Annotated in this window: 26 protein-coding genes; 18 read left to right on the top strand and 8 right to left on the bottom strand. The window is 59.4% G+C overall.

The genetic code is table 11. The features are described 5' to 3' along the window. Positions 1 to 133 precede the first annotated feature (133 nt). The 6 genes from ygiD (at position 134) to aroQ (ending at position 5,377) form a co-directional block, all read left to right on the top strand. Positions 134 to 1,039 (top strand): 4,5-DOPA-extradiol-dioxygenase, encoded by a 906-nt coding sequence (gene ygiD / locus FDM28_RS00260; RefSeq protein ID WP_138511911.1) that lies wholly within the window; start codon positions 134 to 136, stop codon positions 1,037 to 1,039. Between the two features lie 167 nt (positions 1,040 to 1,206). Next, positions 1,207 to 1,893: a TetR/AcrR family transcriptional regulator gene (locus tag FDM28_RS00255; RefSeq protein WP_138511908.1), complete on the top strand. Its 687-nt coding sequence runs from the start codon at positions 1,207 to 1,209 to the stop codon at positions 1,891 to 1,893. A 116-nt stretch (positions 1,894 to 2,009) separates the two neighbouring features. Further along, entirely contained in the window at positions 2,010 to 2,528 is a 519-nt protein-coding gene (locus FDM28_RS00250) for a TRAP transporter small permease (RefSeq protein WP_138511906.1), read from the top strand. A gap of 18 nt (positions 2,529 to 2,546) precedes the next feature. Beyond that, complete coding sequence (locus FDM28_RS00245) at positions 2,547 to 3,824, top strand: TRAP transporter large permease subunit (protein WP_138511904.1); 1,278 nt, start codon at positions 2,547 to 2,549, stop codon at positions 3,822 to 3,824. A gap of 35 nt (positions 3,825 to 3,859) precedes the next feature. Beyond that, complete coding sequence (locus tag FDM28_RS00240; RefSeq protein ID WP_138511902.1) at positions 3,860 to 4,864, top strand: TRAP transporter substrate-binding protein; 1,005 nt, start codon at positions 3,860 to 3,862, stop codon at positions 4,862 to 4,864. Positions 4,865 to 4,933: 69 nt separating this feature from the next. Next, complete coding sequence (gene aroQ, locus FDM28_RS00235; RefSeq protein ID WP_138511900.1) at positions 4,934 to 5,377, top strand: type II 3-dehydroquinate dehydratase; 444 nt, start codon at positions 4,934 to 4,936, stop codon at positions 5,375 to 5,377. A gap of 39 nt (positions 5,378 to 5,416) precedes the next feature. On the opposite strand, the gene FDM28_RS00230 is transcribed toward aroQ, so the two are convergent. Genes FDM28_RS00230 through metK form a run of 4 tightly spaced genes read right to left on the bottom strand, consistent with a single transcriptional unit; the run spans position 5,417 to position 10,129 of the window. Then, positions 5,417 to 7,198, bottom strand: a complete 1,782-nt coding sequence (locus tag FDM28_RS00230; protein ID WP_138511898.1) for an ArnT family glycosyltransferase — start codon at positions 7,196 to 7,198, stop codon at positions 5,417 to 5,419. 7 nt (positions 7,199 to 7,205) lie between these two features. Then, a complete protein-coding gene (locus FDM28_RS00225) occupies positions 7,206 to 7,688 on the bottom strand; it encodes a GtrA family protein (RefSeq protein WP_138511896.1) in 483 nt (160 codons plus the stop codon). Then, the gene (locus tag FDM28_RS00220) at positions 7,685 to 8,935 is read right to left on the bottom strand and encodes a glycosyltransferase family 9 protein (RefSeq protein WP_138511894.1); all 1,251 of its coding nucleotides are present in this window, start codon (positions 8,933 to 8,935) and stop codon (positions 7,685 to 7,687) included. The genes FDM28_RS00225 and FDM28_RS00220 overlap by 4 nt, the downstream gene beginning before the upstream one ends. Positions 8,936 to 8,944: 9 nt before the next feature. Further along, positions 8,945 to 10,129: a methionine adenosyltransferase gene (gene metK / locus FDM28_RS00215; protein ID WP_087496465.1), complete on the bottom strand. Its 1,185-nt coding sequence runs from the start codon at positions 10,127 to 10,129 to the stop codon at positions 8,945 to 8,947. Between the two features lie 180 nt (positions 10,130 to 10,309). Between metK and FDM28_RS00210 the strand changes: the two genes are divergently transcribed. Beyond that, on the top strand, positions 10,310 to 11,161 hold the full coding sequence (locus FDM28_RS00210) for a lysophospholipid acyltransferase family protein (RefSeq protein ID WP_138511892.1): 852 nt from the start codon (positions 10,310 to 10,312) through the stop codon (positions 11,159 to 11,161). Between the two features lie 7 nt (positions 11,162 to 11,168). Then, positions 11,169 to 12,029, top strand: a complete 861-nt coding sequence (locus FDM28_RS00205; protein ID WP_138511890.1) for a lysophospholipid acyltransferase family protein — start codon at positions 11,169 to 11,171, stop codon at positions 12,027 to 12,029. Here FDM28_RS00205 and yihA read toward each other — a convergent pair. Continuing rightward, positions 12,023 to 12,757, bottom strand: a complete 735-nt coding sequence (yihA, locus tag FDM28_RS00200) for a ribosome biogenesis GTP-binding protein YihA/YsxC (protein WP_138511888.1) — start codon at positions 12,755 to 12,757, stop codon at positions 12,023 to 12,025. The two genes, FDM28_RS00205 and yihA, sit on opposite strands and share 7 nt — an antisense overlap. A gap of 70 nt (positions 12,758 to 12,827) precedes the next feature. Here yihA and FDM28_RS00195 point away from each other — a divergent pair, with 70 nt between their 5' ends. From FDM28_RS00195 to FDM28_RS00175, 5 genes are all read left to right on the top strand, one after another. Continuing rightward, entirely contained in the window at positions 12,828 to 13,466 is a 639-nt protein-coding gene (locus FDM28_RS00195; protein ID WP_138511886.1) for a c-type cytochrome, read from the top strand. 104 nt (positions 13,467 to 13,570) lie between these two features. Next, positions 13,571 to 15,706 carry a cytochrome c biogenesis protein ResB gene (locus FDM28_RS00190; protein WP_138511884.1) on the top strand — a complete coding sequence of 712 codons (2,136 nt, stop codon included), beginning with the start codon at positions 13,571 to 13,573 and terminating at the stop codon, positions 15,704 to 15,706. A gap of 5 nt (positions 15,707 to 15,711) precedes the next feature. After that, positions 15,712 to 17,061: a c-type cytochrome biogenesis protein CcsB gene (ccsB, locus tag FDM28_RS00185; protein ID WP_138511882.1), complete on the top strand. Its 1,350-nt coding sequence runs from the start codon at positions 15,712 to 15,714 to the stop codon at positions 17,059 to 17,061. A 45-nt stretch (positions 17,062 to 17,106) separates the two neighbouring features. Continuing rightward, entirely contained in the window at positions 17,107 to 18,114 is a 1,008-nt protein-coding gene (gene msrP, locus FDM28_RS00180) for a protein-methionine-sulfoxide reductase catalytic subunit MsrP (protein ID WP_138511880.1), read from the top strand. Positions 18,115 to 18,129: 15 nt separating this feature from the next. After that, a complete protein-coding gene (locus FDM28_RS00175; protein ID WP_138511878.1) occupies positions 18,130 to 18,735 on the top strand; it encodes a protein-methionine-sulfoxide reductase heme-binding subunit MsrQ in 606 nt (201 codons plus the stop codon). A 42-nt stretch (positions 18,736 to 18,777) separates the two neighbouring features. Here FDM28_RS00175 and lysA read toward each other — a convergent pair whose 3' ends face one another. Both lysA and lptM read right to left on the bottom strand, forming a co-directional pair. Then, entirely contained in the window at positions 18,778 to 20,061 is a 1,284-nt protein-coding gene (gene lysA / locus FDM28_RS00170) for a diaminopimelate decarboxylase (RefSeq protein ID WP_138511876.1), read from the bottom strand. Then, positions 20,058 to 20,237, bottom strand: coding sequence for an LPS translocon maturation chaperone LptM (lptM, locus tag FDM28_RS00165; RefSeq protein ID WP_138511873.1), 180 nt, complete (start codon positions 20,235 to 20,237; stop codon positions 20,058 to 20,060). The genes lysA and lptM overlap by 4 nt, the downstream gene beginning before the upstream one ends. 12 nt (positions 20,238 to 20,249) lie before the next feature. On the opposite strand from lptM, the gene cyaY reads away from it, so the two are divergent. After that, entirely contained in the window at positions 20,250 to 20,582 is a 333-nt protein-coding gene (cyaY, locus tag FDM28_RS00160) for an iron donor protein CyaY (RefSeq protein WP_138511871.1), read from the top strand. On the opposite strand, the gene FDM28_RS00155 is transcribed toward cyaY, so the two are convergent. Beyond that, a complete protein-coding gene (locus tag FDM28_RS00155; protein WP_138511869.1) occupies positions 20,579 to 22,939 on the bottom strand; it encodes a penicillin-binding protein 1A in 2,361 nt (786 codons plus the stop codon). The two genes, cyaY and FDM28_RS00155, sit on opposite strands and share 4 nt — an antisense overlap. Positions 22,940 to 23,169: 230 nt before the next feature. Here FDM28_RS00155 and FDM28_RS00150 point away from each other — a divergent pair, with 230 nt between their 5' ends. The 4 genes from FDM28_RS00150 to FDM28_RS00135 are packed head-to-tail and all read left to right on the top strand — an operon-like array spanning position 23,170 to position 26,111. Next, positions 23,170 to 24,249, top strand: a complete 1,080-nt coding sequence (locus FDM28_RS00150; protein WP_138511866.1) for a pilus assembly protein PilM — start codon at positions 23,170 to 23,172, stop codon at positions 24,247 to 24,249. Then, positions 24,246 to 24,896: a PilN domain-containing protein gene (locus tag FDM28_RS00145; RefSeq protein ID WP_138511864.1), complete on the top strand. Its 651-nt coding sequence runs from the start codon at positions 24,246 to 24,248 to the stop codon at positions 24,894 to 24,896. Before FDM28_RS00150 ends, FDM28_RS00145 begins: the two co-directional genes overlap by 4 nt. 10 nt (positions 24,897 to 24,906) lie before the next feature. Next, positions 24,907 to 25,572: a type IV pilus inner membrane component PilO gene (locus tag FDM28_RS00140; RefSeq protein ID WP_138511862.1), complete on the top strand. Its 666-nt coding sequence runs from the start codon at positions 24,907 to 24,909 to the stop codon at positions 25,570 to 25,572. After that, the gene (locus FDM28_RS00135; RefSeq protein WP_240791850.1) at positions 25,569 to 26,111 is read left to right on the top strand and encodes a pilus assembly protein PilP; all 543 of its coding nucleotides are present in this window, start codon (positions 25,569 to 25,571) and stop codon (positions 26,109 to 26,111) included. Before FDM28_RS00140 ends, FDM28_RS00135 begins: the two co-directional genes overlap by 4 nt. Positions 26,112 to 26,120: the final 9 nt, after the last annotated feature.

Genomic DNA, 26,120 nt, shown 5'->3' with positions numbered 1-26,120 from the left:
GAGAGCTGGATACGTTCAATACACAAGGGCCTTCGGGCCCTTTTGTTTTTGGGGGGCGGTAGCGGCTGTATCGCGCTGCGGAACTCTTGGGGCCGGGGGGGGGTCCACTCCCTGTCACTGTTTGGAAAATTGCATGCACCGCAGAACTGCCCTGGCGTCCCTCGCCACACTCTCCACCCTGTTCAACAGCACCTTGGCCGGCGCCGCCTCGCAGCCCTTGCTGCAGGCCTTGAAGCCCTCGGCCCGCATGCCGGTGCTGTTTGTGGGGCACGGCAGCCCGATGAATGCGATTGAAGACAACGCCTGGCGCCGGGGCTGGCAGGCCGTGGGTGCCGAGCTGCTGGCCCGCAAGGAGCGGCCGCAGCTGATTCTGTGCGTGTCGGCCCACTGGCTGACGCAGGGCTGGCAGGTCACCGGCATGGCGCAGCCGCCCACCATCCACGACTTCGGTGGCTTTCCGCAGGCACTGCACGATGTGCAATACCCCGCACCCGGTGCACCTGCCGTGGCTCGCAGCCTGGCGCAGGAGCTCAAAGCCCCCATCGGCGACAAGCTGGCGCTGGACCCTGAGCGCTGGGGCTTGGACCATGGCACCTGGTCGGTGCTCAAGCCTATGTTTCCCAAGGCGGATATTCCTGTGCTGCAGCTCAGCATGGACTACAGCCGCCCGCCCGCCGAGCACTTTGCGCTGGGCCGCCAGTTGCAAGCGCTGCGCAGCCGGGGCGTGCTGGTGGTGGGCAGCGGCAACATCGTGCACAACCTGCGCGCGACCCGCGAGGGCACTGGCCCGAACGAAACCTACGACTGGGCCCGCGAGTTCGACACCCGCGTGCAAGACCAAATCAAGCAAGGCCGCCTGGACCAGTTGCCCCAGTTTCAAGCCATGGGGGCAGTGGCGCAGCAGGCCCACCCGTCGCACGACCACTACCTGCCCCTGCTCTACGCTGCCGGTGCTGCGCGCCCGGATGAGATGCCGCGCTTTTTCAACACCGGTTTTCAGTCCGCCTCCATCTCCATGCGCTCGGTGATGTGGGGGTGAGTGGGGCACGGAGCGTGTGAGTTTGCTCCTGTTTTGATAGCTGCTTGCGCAGATGCAGTGAGCACTAGGTGCCGATTTAATGCCTCATCGGATACCCCAAGCCGTCTGATGCCTTGGCAGGGTAAACCTGCACTCCCTCCCGCGTGGCGCGCTTCTATACTGAATGAATGAACGAGTTAGTACATTCTGGTGGCGAGGCAGACACCCCCGCCCCGCGCAAGGCGACCACGCGCACCAACGACCCGGCGCGCACCATGGCCGGCATTTTGGAGGTGGCGACACAGGAGTTCGCGGCCAAGGGCCTGAGCGGTGCGCGCATCGATGCGATTGCCGAAGCCACGCACACCAGCAAGCGCATGATTTATTACTACTACGGCAGCAAAGAGGGGCTGTATGTGGCGGTGCTGGAGGAGTCGTACCGGCGCATGCGGGCCATCGAGGCCGAGCTGCACCTGGACGACCTGGAGCCGGTGGCTGCGCTGCGCAGGCTGGTGGAGTTCACCTTCGACCGGCATGCGGACAACGAAGATTTCATCCGCCTGGTGATGAACGAAAACATCGAGCAGGGCAGCTATTTGGCCCAAAGCAAGTCGATCCAGCAGCTCAATGTGCCTGCCATCGATGCGATCCGCCGGATTTACGAGCGGGGTGTGGTGCAGGGCGTGTTTCGCGAAGGGCTGGACCCGGTGGACATCCACGCTTCCATCTCCGCGCTGACGTTTTTCAACGTGTCCAACCGCCATACCTTCGGGCTGATCTTCAAGGACAAGGCCCGTTCGGCCCAGTCGGCGGCGCGGCGCGCCAGCATTACCGACATGGTGGTGCGTTTTGTGTGCAAGCAGGAGCGCGAGTGATTCACTTCCGGCATAACAGCTTTAGTGGTTATGCCGAGGATGTTTAGGGAAAACCCGCAATCTCAAAAACTAACTAGTTCGTACATTATTAAGAGTACGACCCTGAGGAGCTTTCTGTGCTTAAAAAATTGATTGATGCCTATTGCCGACTCATCGGCTACGCCATCGCCGCAGCGCTGGCGCTGATGGTGGTGCTGGTGTTCGGCAATGTGTTCATGCGCTACGCGTTCAACTCCGGGCTGACCGTGTCGGAAGAGCTGTCCCGCTGGCTGTTTGTGTGGGTGACCTTTTTGGGTGCCGTGATTGCGCTGCGCGACAACGCGCACTTGGGCACCGACATGCTGGTGAGCAAGTTTGGCCCCACCGGCAAGCGCATCTTCATGGGCATTTCGCTGGTACTGATGATTTACTGCCTGTGGCTGATCTTCAAGGGCACGTATGACCAGTTCATGGTCAACAAAGACTCCGACAGCGCGGTCATGGAAGTGTCCATGGGCTGGTTTTACGCGGGGGGCATGGTGTTCTCGGCCTTGAGCTTTCCGATCCTGGCGCTGGACCTGTTCCGCCTGGTGACCGGCCAGATTGCCGACGAAGACCTGATGCTGATTCAGGAATCTGAAGAAGCCGCCCACTAAGTCCTGGAGCCACTTGTCATGACGATCATTATTTTTCTGGGTTCCCTGATGGCGGCGATGGCCATTGGCGTGCCTATCGCTTTCTCTTTGTTGTTGTGCGGTGCCGCGCTGATGTGGCACCTCAATATGTTTGACGCCCAAATCCTCGCGCAAAACCTGCTCGAAGGCTCCAACAGCTTCCCCTTGCTGGCCGTGCCCTTTTTCATGTTGGCCGGTGAAATCATGAATGCGGGCGGCCTGTCCCGCCGCATTGTGAACTTCGCCATGGCGCTGGTGGGCCACGTCAAGGGTGGCCTGGGTTATGTGACCATCGTGGCCGCGGTGATCATGGCTTCTCTGTCCGGTTCTGCCGTGGCGGACGCGGCTGCGCTGACCGCTTTGCTGCTGCCCATGATGGTGGCGGCCGGGCATGACAAAGCACGCTCTGCAGGCCTGATTGCCTCGGCCGGCATCATCGCGCCCATCATTCCCCCCAGCATCGGCTTTGTGGTGTTCGGTGTGGCGGCCAACGTGTCGATTTCCAAGCTGTTCATGGCCGGCATCTTCCCGGGCGTGTGGTTGGCGCTCTCGCTGGTGGTGACCTGGTGGTGGCTGGTGCGCAAAGAGGTGGTTGTGCCGCCACCCCGCAAGAGCGCTGCTGAGGTGGTTGAGGCCTTGCGCCTGGCGACCTGGGCGCTGGTGCTGCCTTTCATCATCGTATTCGGCCTGAAGTTTGGTGTGTTCACCCCGACCGAAGCGGCGGTGGTGGCGGCGGTGTACTCGCTGTTTGTGTCTACGGTGATTTACCGTGAGTTGAACTTTAAAAAGCTGGTGCCCCTGTTCGTGACTGCCGCCAAAACCAGTGCGGTGGTGATGTTCCTGGTGGCTGCGGCCATGGTGTCGGCCTGGTTGATTACAGTGGCCAACCTGCCTGCGCAAGTGGTGGCCTTGCTGGAGCCCTTGCTCGACAGCCCCAAGCTCCTGATGTTTGCCATCATGGTGCTGGTGATTGTGGTGGGCACGGCCCTGGACATGACGCCCACCATCCTCTTGCTGACCCCCGTGCTGATGCCGGTGGTGAAGGCCGCTGGTATTGACCCGGTGTACTTCGGTGTGCTGTTCATCATCAACAACGCCATCGGCTTGATCACGCCACCGGTGGGCACCGTGCTCAACGCGGTGGCCGGTGTGGGCAAGGTGAGCATGGACGAGGTGACCAAAGGCGTGGTGCCATTCATGATTGCCCAGTTCGCCATCATGTTCCTGATGGTGCTGTTCCCGCAGCTGGTGATGGTGCCGGCCCGCTGGTTTTATTGATTCCCCCTGATTTTTAACCCCTGAGGAGACAACTCATGAAGCGACTGTTTATCAAATCCGTCCTGGCAACCGTGGCCTTGGCCGCTTGTGGACTGGCATCCGCCCAAGACATCAAAGAACGCACCATCAAGTTCGGCCTGAACAGCCCCGAAGGTCACCCCGCTGTGGCCGGCATGCGCAAGTTCGCCTCTGCGGTGGAAGCCAAGTCGGGCGGCAAGATGAAGGTGCAACTGTTCCTGAACGGTGCCTTGGGCAGCGACCAGGCCACCTTGTCCGCCTTGAAGGGCGGCACGGTGGAAATGGCCGTGATGAACTCCGGCATTCTGGCCAGCGAAGTGAAAGCGCTGGAAGTGTTTGACTTCCCCTTCCTGTTCGCCAACGAAAAAGAAGCTGACGCGATTGTGGACGGCCCCATCGGCCAGAAGATGCACGCTGCCTTGGCAGACCGCGGCATCATCGGCTTGTCGTATTGGGAGCTGGGCTTTCGCAACATCACCACCGGCAAGAAAGCCATCACCAAGGTGGAAGACATTGCCGGCCTGAAGCTGCGCGTGATCCCCAACGCGATCAACGTGGACTGGGTGAAAGCTCTGGGCGCCAACCCCACGCCACTGCCATTCCCCGAGGTGTACGCCGCCTTGGAGCAGGGCGCGATTGACGGCCAGGAAAACCCGATTGCCGTGATCGCCGCGAACAAGTTCTGGGAAGTGCAAAAGAACGTGGCCCTGACCAACCACCAGTACAACCCGCAATCCGTGATCTTCAGCAAGAAGGTGTGGGACAGCATGTCCGCCGCTGAAAAGAAGATCATCGACGACGCGGCTGACGAGGCCGTGAAAGCCCAGCGCGAAGCCAACCGCGCTGCCTTGAACGCCAACCTGGAGTTGCTCAAGAAGAACGGCATGACCATCAGCACCCTGCCGGCTGCTGAAATTGCCAAGCTGCGTGAGAAGATGAAGCCCGTGATCGACAAACACAGCGCTGCCCTGGGCACCGTCGTGGCCGATGTGCAGGCTGAATTGGCCAAACTGCGCAAGTAATAGCGCAGCGCAAAACGGCCCTTCGGGGCCGTTTTGCTTTTGTATTTTTCATTTTTTCTAGAGGTGTGTATGAAAGTTCTGATGCTCCACGGCATTAACCACAACATGTTCGGCAAGCGCGATCCGGTGCAGTACGGCACCATCACCCTGGACGAAATCAATGCCAGCCTCACCGCGCTGGGCAAAGAGTTGGGCGTGGAGGTGGAGGCATTCCAGACGAATTGCGAAGGCGCCATGTGCGAGCGCATTCACCAAGGGTTTACCGACGGGGTGGATGCTGTGCTGATCAACGCCGGTGCGTGGACGCACTACAGCTATGGCATCCGCGACGCGCTGGCCATTCTGACCTGCCCCATCGTAGAGTTGCACATGTCCAACATCCATGCCCGCGAGGAGTTCCGCCACAAGTCGGTGTTTGCGGAAATCGTCAAAGGCCAGATCGCTGGCTTCGGTGTGGACAGCTACCTGCTGGCCCTGCGCGCCGGTGTGTCAGCGGCCAAGGCAGCGAAGTAAGTTTTTCGGAGTTTACCGCCCGCCTCTCAGGGGCACGGTTCACCGCCGGGCGGTGAGCAACCACTCGCGGCGGAAGAGCCAGTCCTGTACCTGCCAGAGGTTGTCCAGCGTGACTTCGCTGTCCTTGTGGCGGCTTTTTACATGCCAACGTTGCGCCAGCAGGGTGCAGCCGGGCAGGCAGGCCGGGGGCTCGTTCAAGTCCTCCTGCAGCCAGATCACGGCATCAAATTCATTCAGCAGCCGCGCCAGCCGCTCCTTGGGCAGCATCTCCGGGTACAGCGCCCCGGTGTTGCGGCCTTCGGCGTCATAGGGGGTGATGTGCGCACCGTGCAGCAGGAAGTGAAAGCGCTCGTACTGACCGGTGAACCCGTTGGGCACCGCTACGCGCTGGCCTTTCATTTGAGCCTCGATAGCCGGGCTGTAACCCGCTGCGTCCTTGGAGATGGGCTGCACCATCAGCGTGAAGCAGCCATACACCGCCAGCACCGCGACCAGGCTGGCATTGCCGGCCCACGATTTACGATAAAAGCCGGCCGTGGCGCCCGCAATACCTGCGCAAGCAGCTATCAAAGTCATAGCAACTTCGGTGCGGGTCGCCATCTCCAGAGTCCCCATCACCCAGCCGATGCGGCCCAGCATCACCAGCGCGGGCAAGGTGATGAGCAGCGTCAGCCAGAACCAGATGCGGGGCAGCCGGTCCCACACCAGTGCCATGGCAATGGCCACGGCAGGCATGGCCGGAATCACATAGCGCTCGGAGCGCTGGTTGGGAATGGTGAACACCACCAGCCACACCAGTACCCAGGCCAGCACGATCCACAACGCAGGGCTCAGGTTGGCGCGCCGGCGCAGTTGGCCGGTGTGGCGCAGGGCGAGCAAGCAAAAGCCCAGCACTGGTAGCGCCAGCAGGCCGCCATTGGCCGGGTAGGCCAACAGCTGCGTCCACATGGGGTAAGGGCCGGAGAGCGCGGCTTGCCAGTAGCCCATGGCGCTGGACATCTTGCCGGCGTTCTCGGCCACCACAAACTCTTGCCAGACGCTCGCCGGGTCCGGGTCCAGCACGAACCACAGGGCAAAAATCCCCACCCCAATGAGCGTGCTCCAGCCCGTGCCCATGGTGGTGCAAAGGGTCGTGCGCCAACTCCAAGGGGTGCTCAACAACACGGCGCACCACAGCGCCGCAGCAGCAGGCGCCACCAGGGCAAAGGATTTGTAGGCCGCACCCAAGCCCATCGCAATGCCGAACAGTGTGTAGGCCAGCGCGCCGGGCGTTGCCGGCGTGTTGGCGTCCTGTTGGGCCGGGTTGCGCAAGCGCAGCCACAGTACCCACCACATGGGCAAGGCCAGCCAGAAAGTTTCGGGGGCCGACGTTAGGTACACCCGCCCGTAGCGGAAGGTGGAGAAAAACAGCAGGTACAGGACGGCCGCGATGCAAGCGGTGCGCAGCCGGCTCGTCGCATCGCTCATCCGGTAAGCAAAAAATACGAGCAACGCAGTGGTGGCAAAGGTGTAGGCAATGCTGGGCAAGCGCAGTGCGAACAGGCTCCAGGTCTGGCCCCAGCCACCGGCCACCATGGCCTGCCAGATCAGCAAGGGCGGCTTCGTGTTGCGGGTTCCCACCAGCTCCGACTGCAGGGGCAGCCAGTGGCCGCTTTCTGCGGTCATCCGGGCGATGTGGATGTACACCATTTCGTCGCCATTGGTGGGTGCATAGCTGCTGCCCAAGCCGAAGAGGTAGAGTGCAGCCGCTACAAAAACAAGAGCTAGCCACGCCCTATTGGCGAGCGCTAGAGGCTCAAAACGCTTGTGATTGGGCCCCATGGCGTGCTCAGTCGCGGTGGCGTTTGAAGGTCCAGCGGTCGTTGGCCAGGAAGTTGCTCACGCTGGCGGCCACGATAGCGATGATGTTGGCCAGGCGGTAGTCCATGCTGCCCGATAGCAGCAGGGTCAGCACATATTGCATGCCGCTACCGAAGGCCGAAGCGGTCACGTACTGGCCGAATTCCATGCCCAGCAAGCGAAGGCTCACCGGTTGTATTTCGCCCGCTTCCAGGGTCTTGACCCGGTCCGACCAGGTCCACAGGCGGTTCCAAGTGAAGTTGTTCAGGGTCGCCAGTGCGATGGCGAGGACCAGCGAGAAGTAAGGCTTGTTGTAGCCGGCTTCCAGGTTGTTGAACACATACTCATGGCCGAAGTGCAGCACCACGAGGTTGACCACCGTGCCACTGGCGCCCACGATGCCGAACTTGATGTAGCGGTAGCGTTCCAGCAGCCCGAGTGCCCAGAGCACTGCGCGTTGCAGGCCCGTCATGCGGTGGCACCTGCCGTGGTGTCCGCAGACTGGCTCAAATAGGCCAGCGCTTGGTCGAGCACCGGATCGGGGGCGATGCGCTTGAGGCACTGGTTGTCACCATCGCAGAAGGTCAGGCGGTGGTTGTAGGCCGTCAGGCAGGGTGAGCAGGCAATGCCGCTTTCCAGAATGATGGTGCGGTGGCCCAAGGGGCCATAGAGCTTGCCGGTTTCCGGCCCGAAGAACACCATGGTCTGGATGGGCGTGACGGTGGCAAAGTGGCTGGGGCCGCCGTCGTTGGTGATCAGCAGGCTGCTCGCATGCATCAGCATGAGCAGTTCGCGGATGCTCTTGGTGTAGCCAGTGAGGTCAATGCACGCGTCGTGGCCCACTTGGGTTTTCAGGTCGCGGGCCAATACAGCATCGTCTTTCAGGCCGATGAGGCCGACCGCATACCCGGCAGCACATAGGCCTTGCACCACGCGTGCGTAATGCGCTGCAGGCCAGGCGCGCTCCTGCAGGATGCCGCCCCCGGCGTACACCAGTACCAGCCGGCGGTCGCGGGTGACGGGGTGATCGCTCTCCAGCTTGCCCCGGTAGTGGCCCAGCTCGGTGTCGGTGAACTTGACGGACAGCTCGGTGTCTTCCGGCGTCGCGCGAATGGCCCCCGCCCGGTTGCGCGGCATGCCCTCAGGCGCATCCAGCGCATCCACCAGCGACAAGAACTGCTTGCTGATGTGCTGGTAGGGGTTGTACGGAATGCTGTGGTTGATGAAGCTGCCGCGGTACAGGCCTTCCTGGGTGTGCGGCGTAAAGCCTACACGCACGGGGGCACCAGTGCTGAAAGACAGCAGGGCGCTCACGCGGGAGAACAGCTCGCAGTCGATCACCGCATCCAAGCCGATGCTGCGCATCTTCAGGCTCACCTTGAGGATGTCGGCCATCAGTGACGCACCGGAGCTGTCGTCCAGTGTGTGCATGTGCTCTACGTCCGTGAGCGAGAGCAGTTTGGAGACTTCCTGGTTCTTTTTGAGCTGCAGCACGTGAATCGCCGCACCCGGGTACTTGCGGCGCAACTCCGCAAACATGGGCCCCGCCAGCACGATGCTGCCCATCTCGGACAGCAGGATGACCAGGATGTTTTTCGGCGCCGCCGGCATGCGCGCGGGTGCCGTGAAAAGCCCCGTCAAACGCACCCATGCAGACACACCGCCGCAGAGTAGCTGGCCAACCCAGCGGTCAATGAAGCGTTGTGTCTGGATGTTCATAGGCGGTGCTTACTTCAGGCCGGCAGCGGCACGCAGGGCGGCTGCTTTGTCGGTGCGCTCCCAGGTGAACTCGGGCTCTTCGCGACCGAAGTGGCCGTAAGCCGCAGTCTTCTCGTAGATCGGGCGCAGCAGGTCCAGCATCTGGATGATGCCCTTGGGGCGTAGGTCGAAGTGCTCGTTCACCAGGGCGGCGATCTGGTCGTCAGGGATGACGCCGGTGCCTTCGGTGTAGACAGTCACGTTCATGGGCTTGGCCACGCCAATGGCGTAGGCCACTTGCACCTGGCACTGGCGCGCCAACCCAGCGGCCACCACGTTCTTGGCGACATAGCGGGCTGCATAGGCGGCAGAACGGTCCACTTTGGACGGGTCTTTGCCGGAGAAGGCGCCACCACCGTGGGGGCAAGCGCCGCCGTAGGTGTCCACAATGATTTTGCGTCCGGTCAAGCCGCAATCGCCCTGGGGTCCGCCGATCACAAAGCGGCCGGTGGGGTTGATCAGGTAGCGGGTGTTCTGCAGCCACTCTTTGGGCAGAACAGGCTTGATGATTTCTTCAATGATGGCTTCGGTGAACGAGGCCTTCATCTTGTGCTGGGTTTCGGACTGGTCAGGGCTGTGCTGGGTAGACAGCACCACGGTGTCGATGCTGTGGGGCTTGCCATCCACATAGCGCATGGTCACCTGGCTCTTGGCATCCGGGCGCAGGAAGGGCAGGCGTCCGTCTTTGCGCAGCTGCGCTTGGCGCTCCACCAGGCGGTGGGCGTAGTAGATGGGCGCGGGCATCAGCTCGGGCGTTTCGTCGCAGGCATAACCGAACATCAGGCCCTGGTCACCGGCACCAATGTTGAGGTGGTCGTCAGATGCGTGGTCCACGCCTTGGGCGATGTCGTTGGACTGCTTGTCGTAGGCCACCAGCACGGCGCAACCTTTGTAGTCGATACCGTACTCGGTGTTGTCGTAACCGATGCGTTTGATGGTGTCGCGCGCCACCTGGATGTAGTCCACGTGCGCGTTGGTGGTGATTTCACCTGCGAGCACCACCAGACCGGTGTTGGTCAGGGTCTCAGCGGCCACGCGGGAGCGGGGGTCTTGCTTGAAAATCGCATCCAGAATCGCGTCGGAAATCTGGTCTGCCACCTTGTCGGGGTGACCTTCGGATACGGATTCAGAGGTAAAGAGGAAATCGTTCGCCATTCAGTTTCTCCAAAGTAAACATCAAGACGCGTTGCTTGAGCTTCGGAGCTTTCAGCGAACGCTTTAGCAGATTCGCCGGAATCAGCGAGGCACAATGGCTTCTTTTTGATCAGTTGCCCCTGTGGTGTCACCCTGCAAGTAGTTCTGTAACTCGGTGACAGCACAGATTTTAGCCCACCCATGGCCTTTGTATTTCAATTCCTTTCCCGCTGGCCCCTGCGTCTGTTGCACGCGTTGGGTGCGTTGTGCGGGTGGGTGGTGTACGCCTTGTCTGCGGAATACCGTCATCGTTTTCAGGCACATATCCGTTTGGCAGGCGTGTCCGTTGCAGACGCGCGCGCGGCTGTTGCTGCGGCAGGCCACATGGTGCTGGAGCTACCCAAGTTGTGGCTGGGTGCGCCGGTGGCAGTGCAGTGGGATGGTGCACACCACATCGAGCAGGCGTTGGCAGAGCGGCGTGGCATCATTTTTTTAACGCCCCACTTGGGTAGTTTTGAAGTCACTGCGCAAGCCTATGCCCAACGCTTCGGCGCCTCGGGTTCTGCCATGACGGTGCTGTATCGGCCCGCACGTCAGCCGTGGTTGCGCCGCATTGTGGAAGCCAGTCGTTCCCGGCCCGGGCTGCACACGGCACCGGCCAACCTGGCGGGTGTCAAGCAGCTCATCAAGGCGCTGAGGGCCGGCGCGTGTGTAGGGTTGTTACCTGATCAGGTTCCGCCCGAGGGGCAAGGGGCTTGGGTGCCGTTTTTCGGGCAACCGGCCTACACCATGACATTGGCGGCCCGTTTGGCGCAGCAAACCGGGGCGCGTGTGGTGTTGGCATGGGGCGAGCGATTGCCGGCGGGTGCGGGGTACAAGGTATGTGTGCAACCCTACGAAGTGGCCTTGTCCCGGGATTTGAGCGAGGCGACAGCCCAAATCAATGCCGCCATGGAGCAGGTGATCCGGCAGTTGCCCTCGCAATACTTGTGGGGGTATGCGCGTTATAAACAGCCCCGTCAGCCGGACACCGGCTCTACGCAAGAGGGTTAGTCAAAGCATGAGTCGTTGGATATTGCGGGGCATCGAAGTGTTGGGGCGTTTGCCGCTCCCAGTGCTACGGGCGCTGGGTGTGGTGTTGGGGTGGGGGTTGTATGCCGTCGTGCGCTCACGCCGCCACGTGGTCCACACCAATTTGAGGATTTGTTTTCCGGACCTGCCGCCCGCGCAGCGTCGGCGTCTGGCGCTGCGTACTTTTGTTGCCTTTGCCCAGGCGTGGCTGGATCGGGGTTGGCTGTGGCATGCCGAACCCGCCGTATTGCGCCAGCGCTTGCGCTTGTCCGGGGCACTGCATGAATTGGAGGGGCATACCCCTACCGTATTGTTCGCGCCGCATTTTGTGGGGTTAGATGCCGGCTGGACTGCGTTGACACAGCAGGTCGACCGCAGCTTCACTACGATTTATACCGACCAAGCCAACAAGGTTGCGGATGCCTGGATCCTGGCCGGACGACAGCGCTTGGGTGGGCGCCTGTTTGGCCGGATTGAGGGGGTGAAACCCATCATTGCCGGGCTGAAGGCCGGGGAGCCCTTGTACCTGCTGCCCGATATGAATTTCGGGCCCGAAGAATCGGTATTCGTCCCTTTTTACGGTCGCCCCGCGGCGACGGTGCCTTCTTTGTCGCGCTTTGCGCGCTTGTCACGCGCCAAGGTCGTGCCGGTGATCTGCCGTTTGGCGCCGCATGGCTACCACATCGACGTATTGCCAGCCTGGGCGGACTTTCCCAGTGGGGATCTGGAAGCGGATACCGCCAGCATGAACCGTACGTTGGAGACCTATATCAACGCCATGCCGGAGCAGTACTACTGGGTGCACAAGCGCTTCAAAGACCAGCCTGCAGGCGTAACGCCTCCTTACTGAGGTGTCGCAGGCGCTGTGGCGGGCTCTTCGGCTGCAGGGGCATTGGGGTGTGCCCAGTCCCACAGCAGCGTCGCCACTTCATCAATGCCAGTGCGCTTGGTGGCTGAAAACAGGCGAACTTCACCACCGCCGGCTTGTAGCTTGGTAATGGACAACACCTTCGCACCTTCGGTGCGGGTGAGCTTGTCGGCCTTGGTCAGAATCACCAGAAACTTCAAACCTTCCGCGACCCGGGGGCGGATCACATCCAGCAGGATTTCATCAAGTTCTGTCATGCCATGACGTGGATCGCACATCAGCACGATGGCCTTGAGATTTTTACGGGTGACGAGGTAATTCGCCATTACCTGCTGCCAGCGAATTTTGTCCTGCTTGGGCACCGCTGCGTAGCCGTAGCCTGGCAAGTCGGTCAGCACTGCGTCGGTGGCGCCTTGTTTGCCCAAGGCAAACAGGTTGATGTGCTGGGTGCGTCCGGGTTTTTTGGAGGCAAACGCCAGCTGTTTTTGCTGGGTGAGGGTGTTGATGCAGGTCGATTTGCCTGCGTTGGAGCGCCCCACGAAGGCGATTTCTGGCACATCCAGCTCCGGCAAGAAGTGCAACTGGGGCGCTGTGGTCAGAAAGCGTGCGGTGTGCAGCCAGCCCAAGGCAACCGTGGCGGCGCTTTTTTCGGAGGCGGTAGAAGACTTGGCGTAGGGCGTGCTGCCCTTTGGGTTTTGTGTGGTGGTCATTGAATTAGAAGGTAAACCCAGAGCTGCATTGTAGAATGGTGCAGTTTTGCTCACCAGACATAACATTCCTATGAAGTTGATTGCCCAATTGATCATTGCCGCTTCGGTGGCCACGCTTGCTGTCTCTTCTTATGCTGAAGAGCCCAAACATGAGGCCCCCAAGGTGGCCAAGCCGGATTTGGCCAAGGGCGAAGCCAGCTTTGGCGCGGTGTGCGCTGCCTGCCACGGGGCAGACGGCAACTCCGGCACGCCCGCCTACCCCAAGCTGGCGCAACAGCATCCCGAATACCTGGTGAAGCAGCTGCAGGAATTCAAGTCTGACAAGCGCAACAACGCTGTCATGAAGGGCTTTGCCTCTGCCTTGAGCGATGAGGACATGAAGAACATTGCTTACTGGGTGACCAGCAAGAAGGCCAAGCCCGGCTTTGCCAAAGACAAGGAACTGGTGACCTTGGGCGAGCGCATCTACCGTGGTGGTATCGCAGATCGTCAGGTTCCCGCTTGTGCAGGTTGCCATAGCCCCAATGGCGCAGGCATCCCCTCCCAATACCCTCGTTTGAGTGGTCAGCATGCGGATTATTCGATTGCCCAGTTGACCGCGTTCCGTGACGGTGGTCGCAAAAACAGTCTGCAAATGACACAAGTGGCAGCCAAGCTGAACGACCGCGAAATCAAGGCGGTGGCTGACTACATCGCCGGACTCCGCTGATTCGCTGACTTTGAAGGTTCTGCGGAACCAAAGCGGGCGCTAGCAACCCAATAGGCGGGACCATCCACAGGATGGCCTGCCTTTTTTTTTTGATTGTTCTCTTCATGACCGTTTCCACCCAAGGCCTTGAGATTGCCGCCGGCTCCCGCGTATGGCGGGCAACCGTGGAGTTGCTGTCGTCCATGCGGTTTGCCATTTCCTTGCTGACGGTCATCTGCATTGCCTCCGTTATCGGCACTGTGCTCAAGCAGCACGAGCCACTGGGAAACTATGTCAACCAGTTCGGTCCTTTCTGGGCCGAGGTGTTTGAGCGGGCCAGTCTGTACAACGTGTACAGCGCCTGGTGGTTCTTGTTGATCTTGGCGTTTCTGGTGACAAGCACGTCGCTCTGCGTGCTGCGTAACACCCCCAAAATCCTGGCGGACCTGCGTTCTTACAAAGAAAACATCCGGGCACAGAGCCTGCAAGCCTTCGGGCACAAGGCCCAGGCGAAGTGGACTGAACCGGCAGAAGCATCTGCCAAGCGTTTGGGTGCCTTGTTGGCGGGTGGTGGCTGGAAGGTGAAGCTGCAGTCGCGGGAAACGCCACGCGGCACTGGCTGGATGCTGGCGGCCAAGGCGGGTGCCAGCAACAAGCTGGGTTACATCGCGGCACACAGCGCGATTGTGCTGGTGTGTCTGGGTGGTTTGCTGGATGGTGATCTGGTGGTGCGGGCGCAAATGTTGTTCAACGGCAAGTCGGCGTACAAAGGCGGCGGACTGATTGCCGATGTGCCGCAGCAACACCGCTTGGGAGAGCGCAACCCCACCTTCCGTGGCAACCTGATGGTGGCGGAGGGGACCCAGTCCAGCACTGCGATTTTGAGCCAATCGGATGGCATCCTTTTGCAAGAGCTGCCATTTGCGGTGGAGTTGAAAAAATTTGTAGTGGAGTATTACTCCACTGGCATGCCCAAATTGTTTGCCAGCGATATCGTGATCCACGATAAAGCCACGGGTGAGCAAACGCCTGCACGTGTGGAGGTGAACCACCCGGCGAGCTACAAAGGCATCGAAATCTACCAATCCAGCTTTGACGATGGCGGGTCGAACCTGACCTTCAAGGGGTTGCCCTTGCGTCATGCAGGCCCTGCATTTGAACTCAAGGGCCTGGTGGGCGGCTCTGCGGGGCTGTCCAACCAAGGCGGTACGGCGGGAGACGATTTGACGGTGGAGTACACCGGCTTGCGGGTGATCAACGTCGAAAACCTGGGCAAAGAAGCGGGCGGCAAGACCGATGTACGTGGCGTGGACCTCGCCGCTGCGCTGGATTCGCAAATGGGTGCGGCCAACAAGCACAAAGACTCCAAAGCCTTGCGCAACGTGGGCCCCAGCTTCAGCTACAAGTTGCGGGACAAGGCGGGGCAGGCTCGGGAGTTCAACAATTACATGCTGCCGGTGGATCTGGGGGATGGCGTTCCGGTGTTCCTGCTGGGTATGCGGGACAGCCCGGCCAACCCGTTCCGGTATTTGCGGATTCCGGCGGATGCAGATGGCTCCATGGACGGGTTTTTGCGCCTCAGCCGTGCGCTGGCAGACCCGGCTTTGCGTGAGCAGGCAGTTAAGCGCTATGCCAGCAAAGCCATGGACCCTAAGCGGCAAGACCTGGCCCAGCAACTGGCGGGCTCTGCCAACCGTGCGCTGCAGTTGTTTGCCGGTGCGGGTGAAACCGCGGGCCCCAACCAGACGGCGGGCTTGCAGGCGGTGTCTGACTTTATTGAGGCCAATGTGCCGGAGGCCGAGCGCAGCCGGGCGGGTGAGGTCTTGGTCCGCATCCTGAATGGTGTGCTCTATGAACTGGCGCAGCTCAGCCGCGAGAAAGCGGGCCTCAAGCCGATGCCCGCCGATGCTGCGACCCAGATGTTCATGACCCAGGCGGTACTCGCGCTGAGTGACGTGCCTCTGTACCCCGCGCCCTTTGTGCTCTCGCTCACCGACTTCACGCAGGTGCAGGCCAGTGTGTTCCAGGTGGCCCGTGCCCCCGGCAAAACGGTGGTGTACCTCGGGTGTGCGCTGCTGATACTCGGGGTATTTGCGATGCTCTATGTGCGGGAGCGCCGATTGTGGATATGGTTGGAGCCCGCCGAGGGGGATCCGCAAACTACCAAAGCGACCATGGCCCTGTCCACTAACCGCAAGACCATGGACGGCGACAAAGAATTCGATCACCTGAAACGCCGGCTTTTAGCTTGGAAGGAATGAACAAGATGAGTGCTGTATCTGCCAACACCCCTGCGCCCGCGTCGCAGACTGTCACCCTCACGTTGAACCAAGGCTATTTCCAACGCTCGGTGTGGGCTTGGCTCTTTGCCGCATTGGTGGTCGCGGGCGGGCTGTTTGCCTTTTTCCGTTACCAGGACGCTATGGATGTTTATGAAAAAGGCATCCTGTTGGCGGCCATTCCGGCCGCGGTGTGGCTGGGGTGGCTGTGGACGCCTTTACAACGCCTGATGTTGGGCGTGGCAGCGCTGTCCTTGCTGGGTGTCAATGCCTACCAGGGCGACTTGGCCCGTGCTGAGTCGGTGTTCTGGCTGAAGTACTTTTTGTCCAGCCAATCGGCCATTTTGTGGATGAGCATGCTCTTCTTCATGGCCACGTTGTTTTACTGGATTGGCGTGTTTGCCAAAGGCCGCGCAGAGGGGCTGGAGCTGGTGGCGTCGCGTCTGGTGTGGGCTGCGGTCACGATGGCGCTGACAGGCACCATGGTGCGCTGGTTTGAGAGCTATCTGCTGGGGGCGGATATCGGTCACATCCCGGTGAGCAATCTGTATGAAGTGTTCGTCATGTTTTGCTGGATGACGGCGGTGTTTTACCTGTACTTCGAGGCACAGTACAACACCCGTGCCTTGGGGGCGTTTGTCATGCTGGTGGTGAGTGCGGCCGTGGGCTTTTTGCTCTGGTACACGGTGGAGCGCCAGGCGCAAGAAATTCAGCCTTTGGTGCCGGCCCTCAAAAGCTGGTGGATGAAGCTTCATGTGCCAGCCAATTTCATTGGCTATGGCACGTTTGCTTTGGCCGCCATGGTGGCCTTTGCCTACCTGATCAAACAGCAGGCAACCGAGACCAAGTGGTACCGCATGGCGCCCTTGTGGTTGCTGGGCGTGGTGCTGTGTTTTGAGCCGATTGTGTTCCGCAAGTCTTCTGCGAGCGGCTTGAGTGACTACTGGGCCATGTACTTCGGCATCTCCGCCTTGATCGTGGCGGGCATTTTGTTGGGCCGCCGCGCGATCGCCGCCAAGTTGCCCGAGCTGGAGGTGCTGGACGACGTGATGTACAAGTCCATCGCAGTCGGCTTTGCGTTTTTCACCATTGCTACCGTGCTGGGTGCCTTGTGGGCGGCAGAGGCGTGGGGTGGTTACTGGAGCTGGGACCCCAAGGAAACCTGGGCCCTCATCGTGTGGTTGAACTATGCGGCCTGGTTGCACATGCGCCTGATGAAGGGCCTGCGGGGCACCGTGGCGGCCTGGTGGGCACTGGCGGGCTTGGCGGTGACCACATTTGCCTTCATTGGCGTCAACATGTTCCTGAGCGGATTGCACAGCTACGGAACTTTGTAAGAAAACCCGGTCTCCCACGACCAAACTGGAAACAAGGAAGTCTCTATGCACCTCAAGTCATCCTCCAACGGATTCGAGCACCCGGTTTCCAGCGAAATCACCCCGCAGGTGGTCTACCAAGACCGCCGCCGTTTGCTCAAGCAGATGGCAACCGGGGTGGCGGGTGCCGGCCTGGCTACATGGGCCTCGCGCAAAGCCATGGCCCAGGGCGCGGGCTGGGGCGCCAAGCCCGGCAAGCTAGCTGCCTTGAATACCAAACCTACTGCGGTGGACGGTGCGGTTACTTCCGAAAAAGTGACGCCTTACAAAGACGCCAGCACCTACAACAATTTCTATGAGTTCGGCACGGACAAGGCCGACCCCGCCGTCAACGCCCACACCCTGAAAACGGCGCCGTGGACGGTCGAGATTGAGGGGCTGGTCAAAAAGCCGGGCAAATTCGCCTTGGAAGACTTGCTCAAGCTCAGCCCTCTGGAGGAGCGCATTTACCGTTTGCGCTGCGTAGAGGGTTGGTCCATGGTGATTCCGTGGGTGGGCTATTCGCTGGCAGAGCTGATCAAAAAAGTGGAGCCGTTAGGCAGCGCCAAATATGTCGAGTTTGTGACGCTGGCAGATCCGAAAACTATGCCATTCGTGGGCTCCCGCGTGCTGGACTGGCCCTATGTGGAAGGCCTGCGTCTGGACGAGGCGCAGCACCCGCTGACCTTATTGACTTTCGGCATGTATGGCGAGGTGCTGCCCAACCAGAGCGGTGCGCCGGTGCGCTTGGTCGTTCCGTGGAAGTATGGCTTCAAGAGCGGCAAGAGCATCGTGAAAATCCGCTTCACCGAGAAGCCACCTGCAACCGCGTGGAACAAAGCAGCGGCCAACGAGTACGGTTTCTATTCCAACGTCAATCCGAATGTCGACCACCCCCGCTGGAGCCAGGCGACCGAGCGCCGTATTGGCGAAGACGGGCTGTTTGCCAAAAAGCGCAAAACCCTCATGTTCAACGGCTACGAGGCCCAAGTGGGTCAGTTGTACGCCGGTATGGACCTGAAGAAGTTTTTCTAAACCTGATTGTTTGCAATGAACACGTGGTTGTTACACCGCGCTGCGAAGCCGTGCCTGTTGCTCATCCTCTGTGGCCCCTTGGCGTACCTCGTGTGGGCGGCGTTTGCCGATCAGTTTGGCGCTAACCCCGCAGAAGCGTTGATCCGCTCCACCGGGGACTGGACGCTGCGTTTGCTGTGCCTGACGCTGCTGATGACGCCGCTGCGGGTGCAGACGGGCTGGACCGGGCTGGCGCGCTTCAGGCGCATGGTGGGCGTATCCACCTTTTGCTATGGCATGTTGCATGTGGCGGCCTATAGCTGGCTGGACATGGGGCTGGAGCTGGCGGATATTGCCGCCGACATTCTCAAGCGCCCGTTCATTCTGGTGGGCTTTGCTGCCATGGTGCTGCTGAGCGCGCTGGCCGCTACTTCCTTCAACCGGGCCATCAAAGCGATAGGCGCCAAGCGCTGGCAGGCCCTGCACCGCAGTGTGTATGCGGTGGCGGTGCTTGCCATCCTGCATTTTTTCTGGATGCGCGCCGGCAAAAACAACTTTGCCGAGGTGGCGGTCTACGCCGCCATTCTCAGCCTATTGCTGGGCTGGCGCATTCGCCGGTTTATAGGTAAAAATAGCCGCTAGCGCACGTGAAATATGCGCAAGCAGCTATGTTTTTAGTAGCAATTAAAGCAGCTTTTCGCCACGAATCTGGTCTGCGAAGCTGTCGCGCTGGCGGATCAGGTGGCTTACTGTGCCGTCTACCAATATCTCTGCGGCTTTGGGCCGTGAGTTGTAGTTGCTGGACATGCTCATGCAATACGCACCGGCAGACAGCACGGCCAGTTTGTCGCCCGCTTTCACCTGCAGTGCGCGGTCGTGGCCAATCCAGTCTCCGCTTTCGCACACCGGGCCCACCACGTCGAACACGTCCGAGCCTGCCGTAGCCACCGCCGCTTGCTGCAGAGGGACGATGCTGTGAAAGGCCTGGTACATCGCAGGGCGGGGCAGGTCGTTCATCGCGGCATCCACGATGCAGAAGTTTTTTTGCTCACCGGGCTTCATGTAGAGCACCTCGGTCACACACACGCCCGCGTTGCCCACCAGGGAGCGGCCTGGTTCGATCATCAGCTGGCGCTGGCCGAAGCCACGGGCATCCAGCTTGGCGAGCAGTTTGTGCCACAAGGCATCAGCTGCAGGGGGCGTATCGCCGTTGTAGTTGATGCCCAGTCCGCCGCCGAAGTCGATGTGGTGGATGGGGATGCCCGCTGCCTCGATGGACTCGACCAAGTCCAGCATGCGGTCCATGGCATCCAGGTAGGGTGTTTCTTCGGTGATTTGGGAGCCAATGTGGCAGTCAATGCCCACCACTTGCAGGCCGGGCAGGGCGGCTGCGCGTTGGTATGTCATGAGGGTGCGTTCATGCGCAATCCCGAACTTGTTGCCTTTGAGACCCGTGGAGATGTAAGGGTGGGTTTTGGGGTCCACGTTCGGATTGACACGGATGCTGATGGGCGCGCGCTTGCCCAAGCCTAGTGCGACCTCGTTCAGCACGTCGATTTCTGCCTCGCTCTCCACGTTGAAGCAGCCAATGCCCACTTCCAGTGCGCGGGTCATTTCCGCCCGCGTTTTGCCCACGCCGGAGAAGATGACCTTGTCCGCTTGCGCTCCGGCAGCCAGCACCCGGGCCAGTTCGCCCTCGGACACGATGTCGAAGCCGCAGCCGGCTTGCGCAAACAGTTGCAGGATAGCCAGCGAGGAGTTGGCCTTCATGGCATAGCAGATGCGGGCGTTGCGTCCGGCGAAACCGCGTTGGTAGGCGGCCAGCGCGTCCAGCATGGAGGCCTTGGAGTACACAAAAAGCGGGGTGCCATGGGCAGATGCCAGTGCGTCGAGCGCGCAGCCTTCCACTTGGAGTTGCGCGTTGGCGTAATGGATATGGGGTTGGCCGGGGAGAAGAGGTGCGCTCATGGGGTCGTAGGGGCTGTGTCTTTGACAAGGGGTGGGGAGGACGGGCTGCTGGAAGGCGCTACTTTGGCGGGAACCTTGGGGAGGTAAAGCGGCCCGGTCTGGCCGCAGGCGCCCAGAGACAGCACACACATCAGTGGAATCAGGCCACTGACTAAAATTCGCGATCGATTCAACATAGTGAAATTGTAATGACCGACCCCGAATTCATGAGCCTGGCCGAATCTTTGTTGGGCGCCATCGAGCTGGCGTGTGACAGGATCAATGACGAATCGGATGCCGATATCGACAACCAGCGCGTAGGCGGCATGGTGACACTGACGTTTGCCAACCGGTCTCAAATCATTGTGAATCTGCAGAAACCCCTGCATGAAATCTGGATGGCGGCCAAATCCGGTGGCTACCACTACAAGTGGTCAGGCACCGCGTGGCAAGACACCAAAGGGCAGGGCGAGTTTTTTGCAGCCTTGAGCGCCAATGCCAGCCAGCAAGCCGGCATGGCACTGGTGTTCGCCGCGGCTTAGTTTTTAAAGAGATCGATAATTTTTTTCTTTTCATCTGCAGCCGCTGGCGCGTCTGCAGGTGTTTCTGGTTTTTCGCTCAGTCCGAGATTGCTCACACCGGCTCCGTGGGTGAACTCTTCGTAAAACCACTCGTTGCCGAGTTTGACAACGCCCTCGGGCGCAGAAGGCTCTGCTACCGGGACGCCCTTGAGCGCGGTTTCCATGAAGCTAATCCACACGGGCAGGCTCAGACCGCCGCCGGTTTCCCGGTCGCCCAATTTGCGTGGTGTGTCGTAGCCAATCCAGGTGATGGCGGTCAGGGTGGGTTGGTAGCCTGCAAACCATGCGTCCATCGAGTCGTTGGTCGTACCGGTTTTGCCATATACGTCCGGGCGCTTCAAGGTTGCCTGTGCCCGCGCCGCCGTGCCCGAGCGCGTGACTTCTTGCAGCAAGCTGCTCATCATGAAGGCGTTCCGTTCGTCAATGGCCCGCTCGCTCTCTGCCAAGTCTGGCGCCTTGGTTTCAATCAGCACTTTCCCACGCTGTTCGCTGACCTTGGAAATCAGCCAAGGATTGATGCGGTAGCCGCCGTTGGCAAATACCGAGTAGGCCGTGGCCATTTGCAGCGGGGTCACGGTGCCGGCGCCGAGGGCCATGGTCAAGTAAGGCGGGTGTTTGTCTGCTTCAAAGCCGAAGCGGGTGATCCAGTCTTGCGCGTACTGGGTGCCGATGGAGTTGAGCACCCGGATAGAAATCATGTTTTTGGACTTGGCCAAGCCGCGCCGCAAGGTCATCGGGCCTTCAAAAGTACCATCGTAATTTTTGGGCTCCCACGGTTGCCCGCCGGTGACGCCCGCGTCAAAAAACAAAGGTGCATCGTTCACCACCGTGGCGGGGGTGAAGCCTTTTTCCAGTGCCGCCGAGTAAATAAAGGGTTTGAAGCTGGAGCCCGGCTGGCGCCAAGCTTGGGTGACGTGATTGAACTTGTTTTTGGCAAAGTCGAATCCACCGACCAGTGCTTTGATGGAGCCGTCGCGGGGGTCTAGCGCGACAAAAGCGGCCTCCACTTCGGGGAGTTGCGTAATTTCCCAAGTGCCTTTGGCGGTTTTCGCGACCCGGATGACAGCGCCTTTGCGCAGTTTGATGTTCGGGGGGGCTTTGTCAGACAGGCCTGATTGGGCGGGTTTGAGGCCGTCTCCGGCAATGTCTACCACCTCGCCGCCTTGGCGCTGGGCTTTGATGTGCTTGCTGTCCGCCTCTAGCACGATGGCGGCCATCACATCACCGTTGTCCGGGTGCTCATCCAGTGCCTCGTCGATAGCGTCTTCCAGGTCTTGGCCTTTTTCCGGCAGATTCAAGAATTTTTCCGGCCCTCGGTAGACTTGGCGGCGTTCAAAATCCATGATGCCGCGGCGCAAAGCCCGGTAGGCGGCAACTTGCTGTTCCGACTTCAAGGTGGTTTGCACACTGAGGCCGCGGGTGTAGGTTTCTTCACCGTACTGGGCAAACATCAACTGGCGGACCATCTCCGCCACATATTCGGCATGGATGGTGTTGGTGCCGGGGCCGGTTTTAATCTTCAGCTCTTCGGCGCGGGCCGTTTCGGCTTCTTGTTCGGTGATAAACCCGTTCTCCAGCATCCGGTCAATGATGTATTGCTGCCGTGCTTTGGCGCGTTTGGGGTTGCTGATGGGGTTGTAGGCCGAGGGCGCCTTGGGCAGGCCGGCCAGCATGGCCGCCTCTGCGATGGATATGTCTTTCAGTGGCTTTCCGAAATACGTTTCTGACGCTGCGGCGAAGCCGTATGCCCGGTTCCCCAGAAAAATCTGATTCATGTAAATCTCAAGAATCTGGTCTTTGCTGAGCAAGTGCTCCAGCTTGAAGGTCAGCAAAATTTCATAAATTTTCCGGGTGAAGGTTTTTTCTGAGGTCAGGTACACATTGCGGGCCACCTGCATAGTGATGGTGGAGGCGCCTTGGCTTTTGACCCGGCCCACGTTGGCCAAGCCCGCCCGAATCACGCCGATATAGTCCACGCCGCCGTGCTGGTAAAAGCGCGCGTCTTCGACCGCCAGAATGGCGTCCGTCATGACCTTGGGAATTTCTTTGATGGGCGTCAAATTGCGCCGCTCTTCGCCAAACTCTCCGATCAGGTCACCTTCTGCCGAGTAAATTCTTAAAGGCAGCTTAGGCCGGTAATCCGATAAATCGCTGATATCGGGCAGGTTGGGAAAAGCCATGGCCAGCGCAATCGCCACGAGCGCCGCTACGGAGATCAGTCCGGCGACTGCAAGCCCTATCAGCCAGAAAAGAGTCACAAGGGCCCAATGTCTTTGGGGACTTTGGGTGGCAGGCTGTTGGCGTGGGGTGTCAGGCATGAATTACTTTTCAGTTAGAGCCCGATTATAAAAATGGATCATTCGGACGATCTTGTTAGGCTCGGGCGTGCAAATCGTAGCGGAATACGGTTGTGTTTCGTCGGCTTTTGGCAACGTAAGAAATTGTCAGAAAGTGAAAAAACCTTTGCCGCTCAATACTCTTGCTGATAGCATTCAAGTGAATTCTTAAGTTTGGCCGGTGCTTTCCCGGCTCGTTTCAGGGGACTAATTTGATCTCATTGGGGTCTCTATTCAGCCGGCAGCCCGCTCCCATGATCGGGTTGGACATCAGCTCGTCCAGTGTCAAACTGGTAGAGCTGGGGCGCGACAAGGCTGGAAATCTCGTCTTGGAGCGCTGTGCCATTGAGCCCCTAGAGCGTGGGTGGATATCGGATGGCAACGTCGAGAAGTTTGACGAAGTCGCGGATGCAGTTCGCCGCCTGGTGAAGAAGAGTGGCTCCAAAACCAAAAACGTCGCCATGGCGCTGCCGCCATCGGCAGTGATCACCAAAAAGATTATTTTGCCCGGCGGTATGTCAGACCAAGAGCTGGAGCAGCAGGTCGAGTCAGAAGCCAACCAGTACATTCCGTTTCCTCTGGATGAAGTGAGTCTGGATTTTTGTGTCGTTGGTCCCAGTGCCGCTTCTGCTGGCGATATTGAGGTGCTGATTGCCGCATCCCGCCGCGAAAAAGTGCAAGATATTCAGGGCTTGGCAGAGGCGGCTGGCCTGACGCCGGTGATTGTCGATGTGGAGTCCTACGCATCCCGCTTGGCCGCAGGCCGTTTGATTGAAAATCTGCCCAGCAAGGGTGCAGGGCTGATCGTGGCACTGTTTGAGATCGGTGCGATGACGACCAGCATGCAAGTGCTGCGCGACGAGGAAGTGTTGTATGACCGGGATCAGGCCTTTGGTGGCGCACAACTGACCCAGCAAATCGTTCGGCAATATGGTTTTTCGCAAGAAGAGGCGGAGACCAAAAAGCGCAATGGCGAATTGCCTGAGGACTACGATTCCACCGTCTTGAAGCCTTTTATCGATACGATGGTGCAAGAGTTGGGGCGCGCGCTGCAGTTCTTCTTTACCAGTACACCGCACAACAAGGTGGACTACATCATGCTGGCGGGGGGCTCTGCGGCATTGCCTGGCTTGACTAATGCGGTTACGCAGCAGTCCACATTCCCCTGCAGTTTGCTGAATCCCTTTGACGGCATGGAAATTGGTGATGGTGTGCGACTCAAGCGCATGACCCGTGAAGCACCCTCTTATCTGACCTCTTGTGGTTTGGCATTGCGGAGGTTTTCGCAATGATTTTGATCAACCTCTTGCCTCACCGCGAGGCAGCGCGTAAGCGACGCAAGGATATTTTCAACATTACCCTCGGTGCGTCGGTGTTGCTTGGGGGGATATTGGCCGGCACGGTTTACTTGTGGTTTGAAGCTGCCATATCGCACCAGCAATCGAACAACCAGGTTTTGGAAGTTGAAATTAAAAAGCTGGAAGGCCAAATTAAAGATATTGCCGGTCTCGAAGCGGAAATCGCTGCTCTGCGCGCGCGTCAGCAAGCGGTGGAGGATTTGCAGTCGGACCGTAATTTGCCCGTGCATTTGCTCACCGAGTTGACGAACCAGCTTCCTGATGGCGTCTATATCAATAAGATGACGCAGCAAGATCAACTAGTGAATCTCACCGGAGTGGCGCAATCCAATGAGCGAGTTTCTGAGTTACTACGTAATCTCGCCGGTAATACACCCTGGTTTTCAAAGCCCGAGTTGATTGAAATTACCGCAGGCACTGCCCCTGTCTCTCCCAAAGAGCAGAAGCGGGTGTACAACTTTACGATCCGGGTAAAGCTAATGCGCGCCAGTGAGGCTGAAAAACAAGCGCAAACCGCCAAAGCGGCGGTCGCTCCCGCAAGCGCGGCCTCCGGAGGCGCGATGTCTCCGGCCAAAACATAGGGCGCACGTTATGGCGACTGGTATCAATAAATCAATAGATTTTGCGGCGTTGCAAGAGCAAATCGCTGCGCAGTTCCGCGACTTGGATCCCAAAGATCCCTCGCTCTGGCCTGCTGCACCCCGTTACGCATTGTTTGTGTTTGCGGCGGTCTTGGTTGTTGTGTTGTTGTGGTTTTTTTGGCTGACGAGCTCACAGGAGGCCTTGCAGGCTGAGCAGGAGAAAGAAGTCAAACTGCGCGAAGACTACAAAACCAAACTCACCAAAGCGGTGAATTTGGATGTTTTGAAGAAACAACGCGAACAAGTGCAGCAGTACGTGACACAACTGGAGAAGCAGTTGCCTAGCAAAGCTGAAATGGATGCGCTTTTGTCCGATATTAACCAAGCTGGCTTGGGGCGCAGTTTGCAATTTGAGTTGTTTCGCCCCGGTCAAATTGCGGTGAAAGAATATTACGCCGAGTTGCCGATTACCCTGCGGATCTCTGGCCGTTACCACGATGTGGGCAGTTTTGCATCTGACATTGCGAATCTGTCACGGATCGTGACATTGAATAATTTGTCTTTAAGTCCTAGAGGAGATGGCAATCTGACTTTGGATGCAACGGCCAAAACCTTCCGCTATCTGGATTCGGATGAAGTGCAAGCGCAGCGCAAAGCGACGGGAGCTAAAAAGTGAAGACTTCTTACAGCTTCGCCTTGCTGGCCTGCGTGACATTGCTGTCGGCGTGTGGTTCAAACACCGAGGATGATCTGCGGCAATGGATAGTTGAGGAACGCAACCAGACCCGACCCAAAGTGGCCCCTATCCCTGCGCCCAAGCAGTTTGTCCCCGAGGCGTACGCCATTACCGCTGCGGTGGAGCCTTTTAGCAACGTGAAATTGACGCAGGCACTCAAGCGGGAGTCGTCACAGGCTGTGACAAACGGTGCGCTGGTCGCACCGGAGTTGGCGCGGCGCAAAGAGCCCTTGGAGGCTTTCCCGCTGGACTCTATGTCTTTGGTGGGGCATTTGACCAAATCAGGCCAGCCGGTTGCTCTGGTTAAGGTGGATAACCTTCTGTACCAAGTCAAGCCTGGTAACTATCTGGGTCAGAACTACGGCAAGGTGACGCAAATCACCGAGACCCAAGTTACCCTGCGCGAAATCGTGCAAGACGCCGTAGGCGAATGGATCGAGCGTTCCGCAACTCTGGAGTTGCAAGAGAGGGCGAAATGACAACTATCA

Origin of the sequence: Rhodoferax bucti (genome assembly GCF_005876985.1) — a bacterium.
In the GTDB taxonomy this organism is placed as follows: Bacteria; Pseudomonadota; Gammaproteobacteria; order Burkholderiales; family Burkholderiaceae_C; genus Allorhodoferax; species Allorhodoferax bucti.
This window is presented reverse-complemented; position numbering and strand designations above follow the sequence as displayed.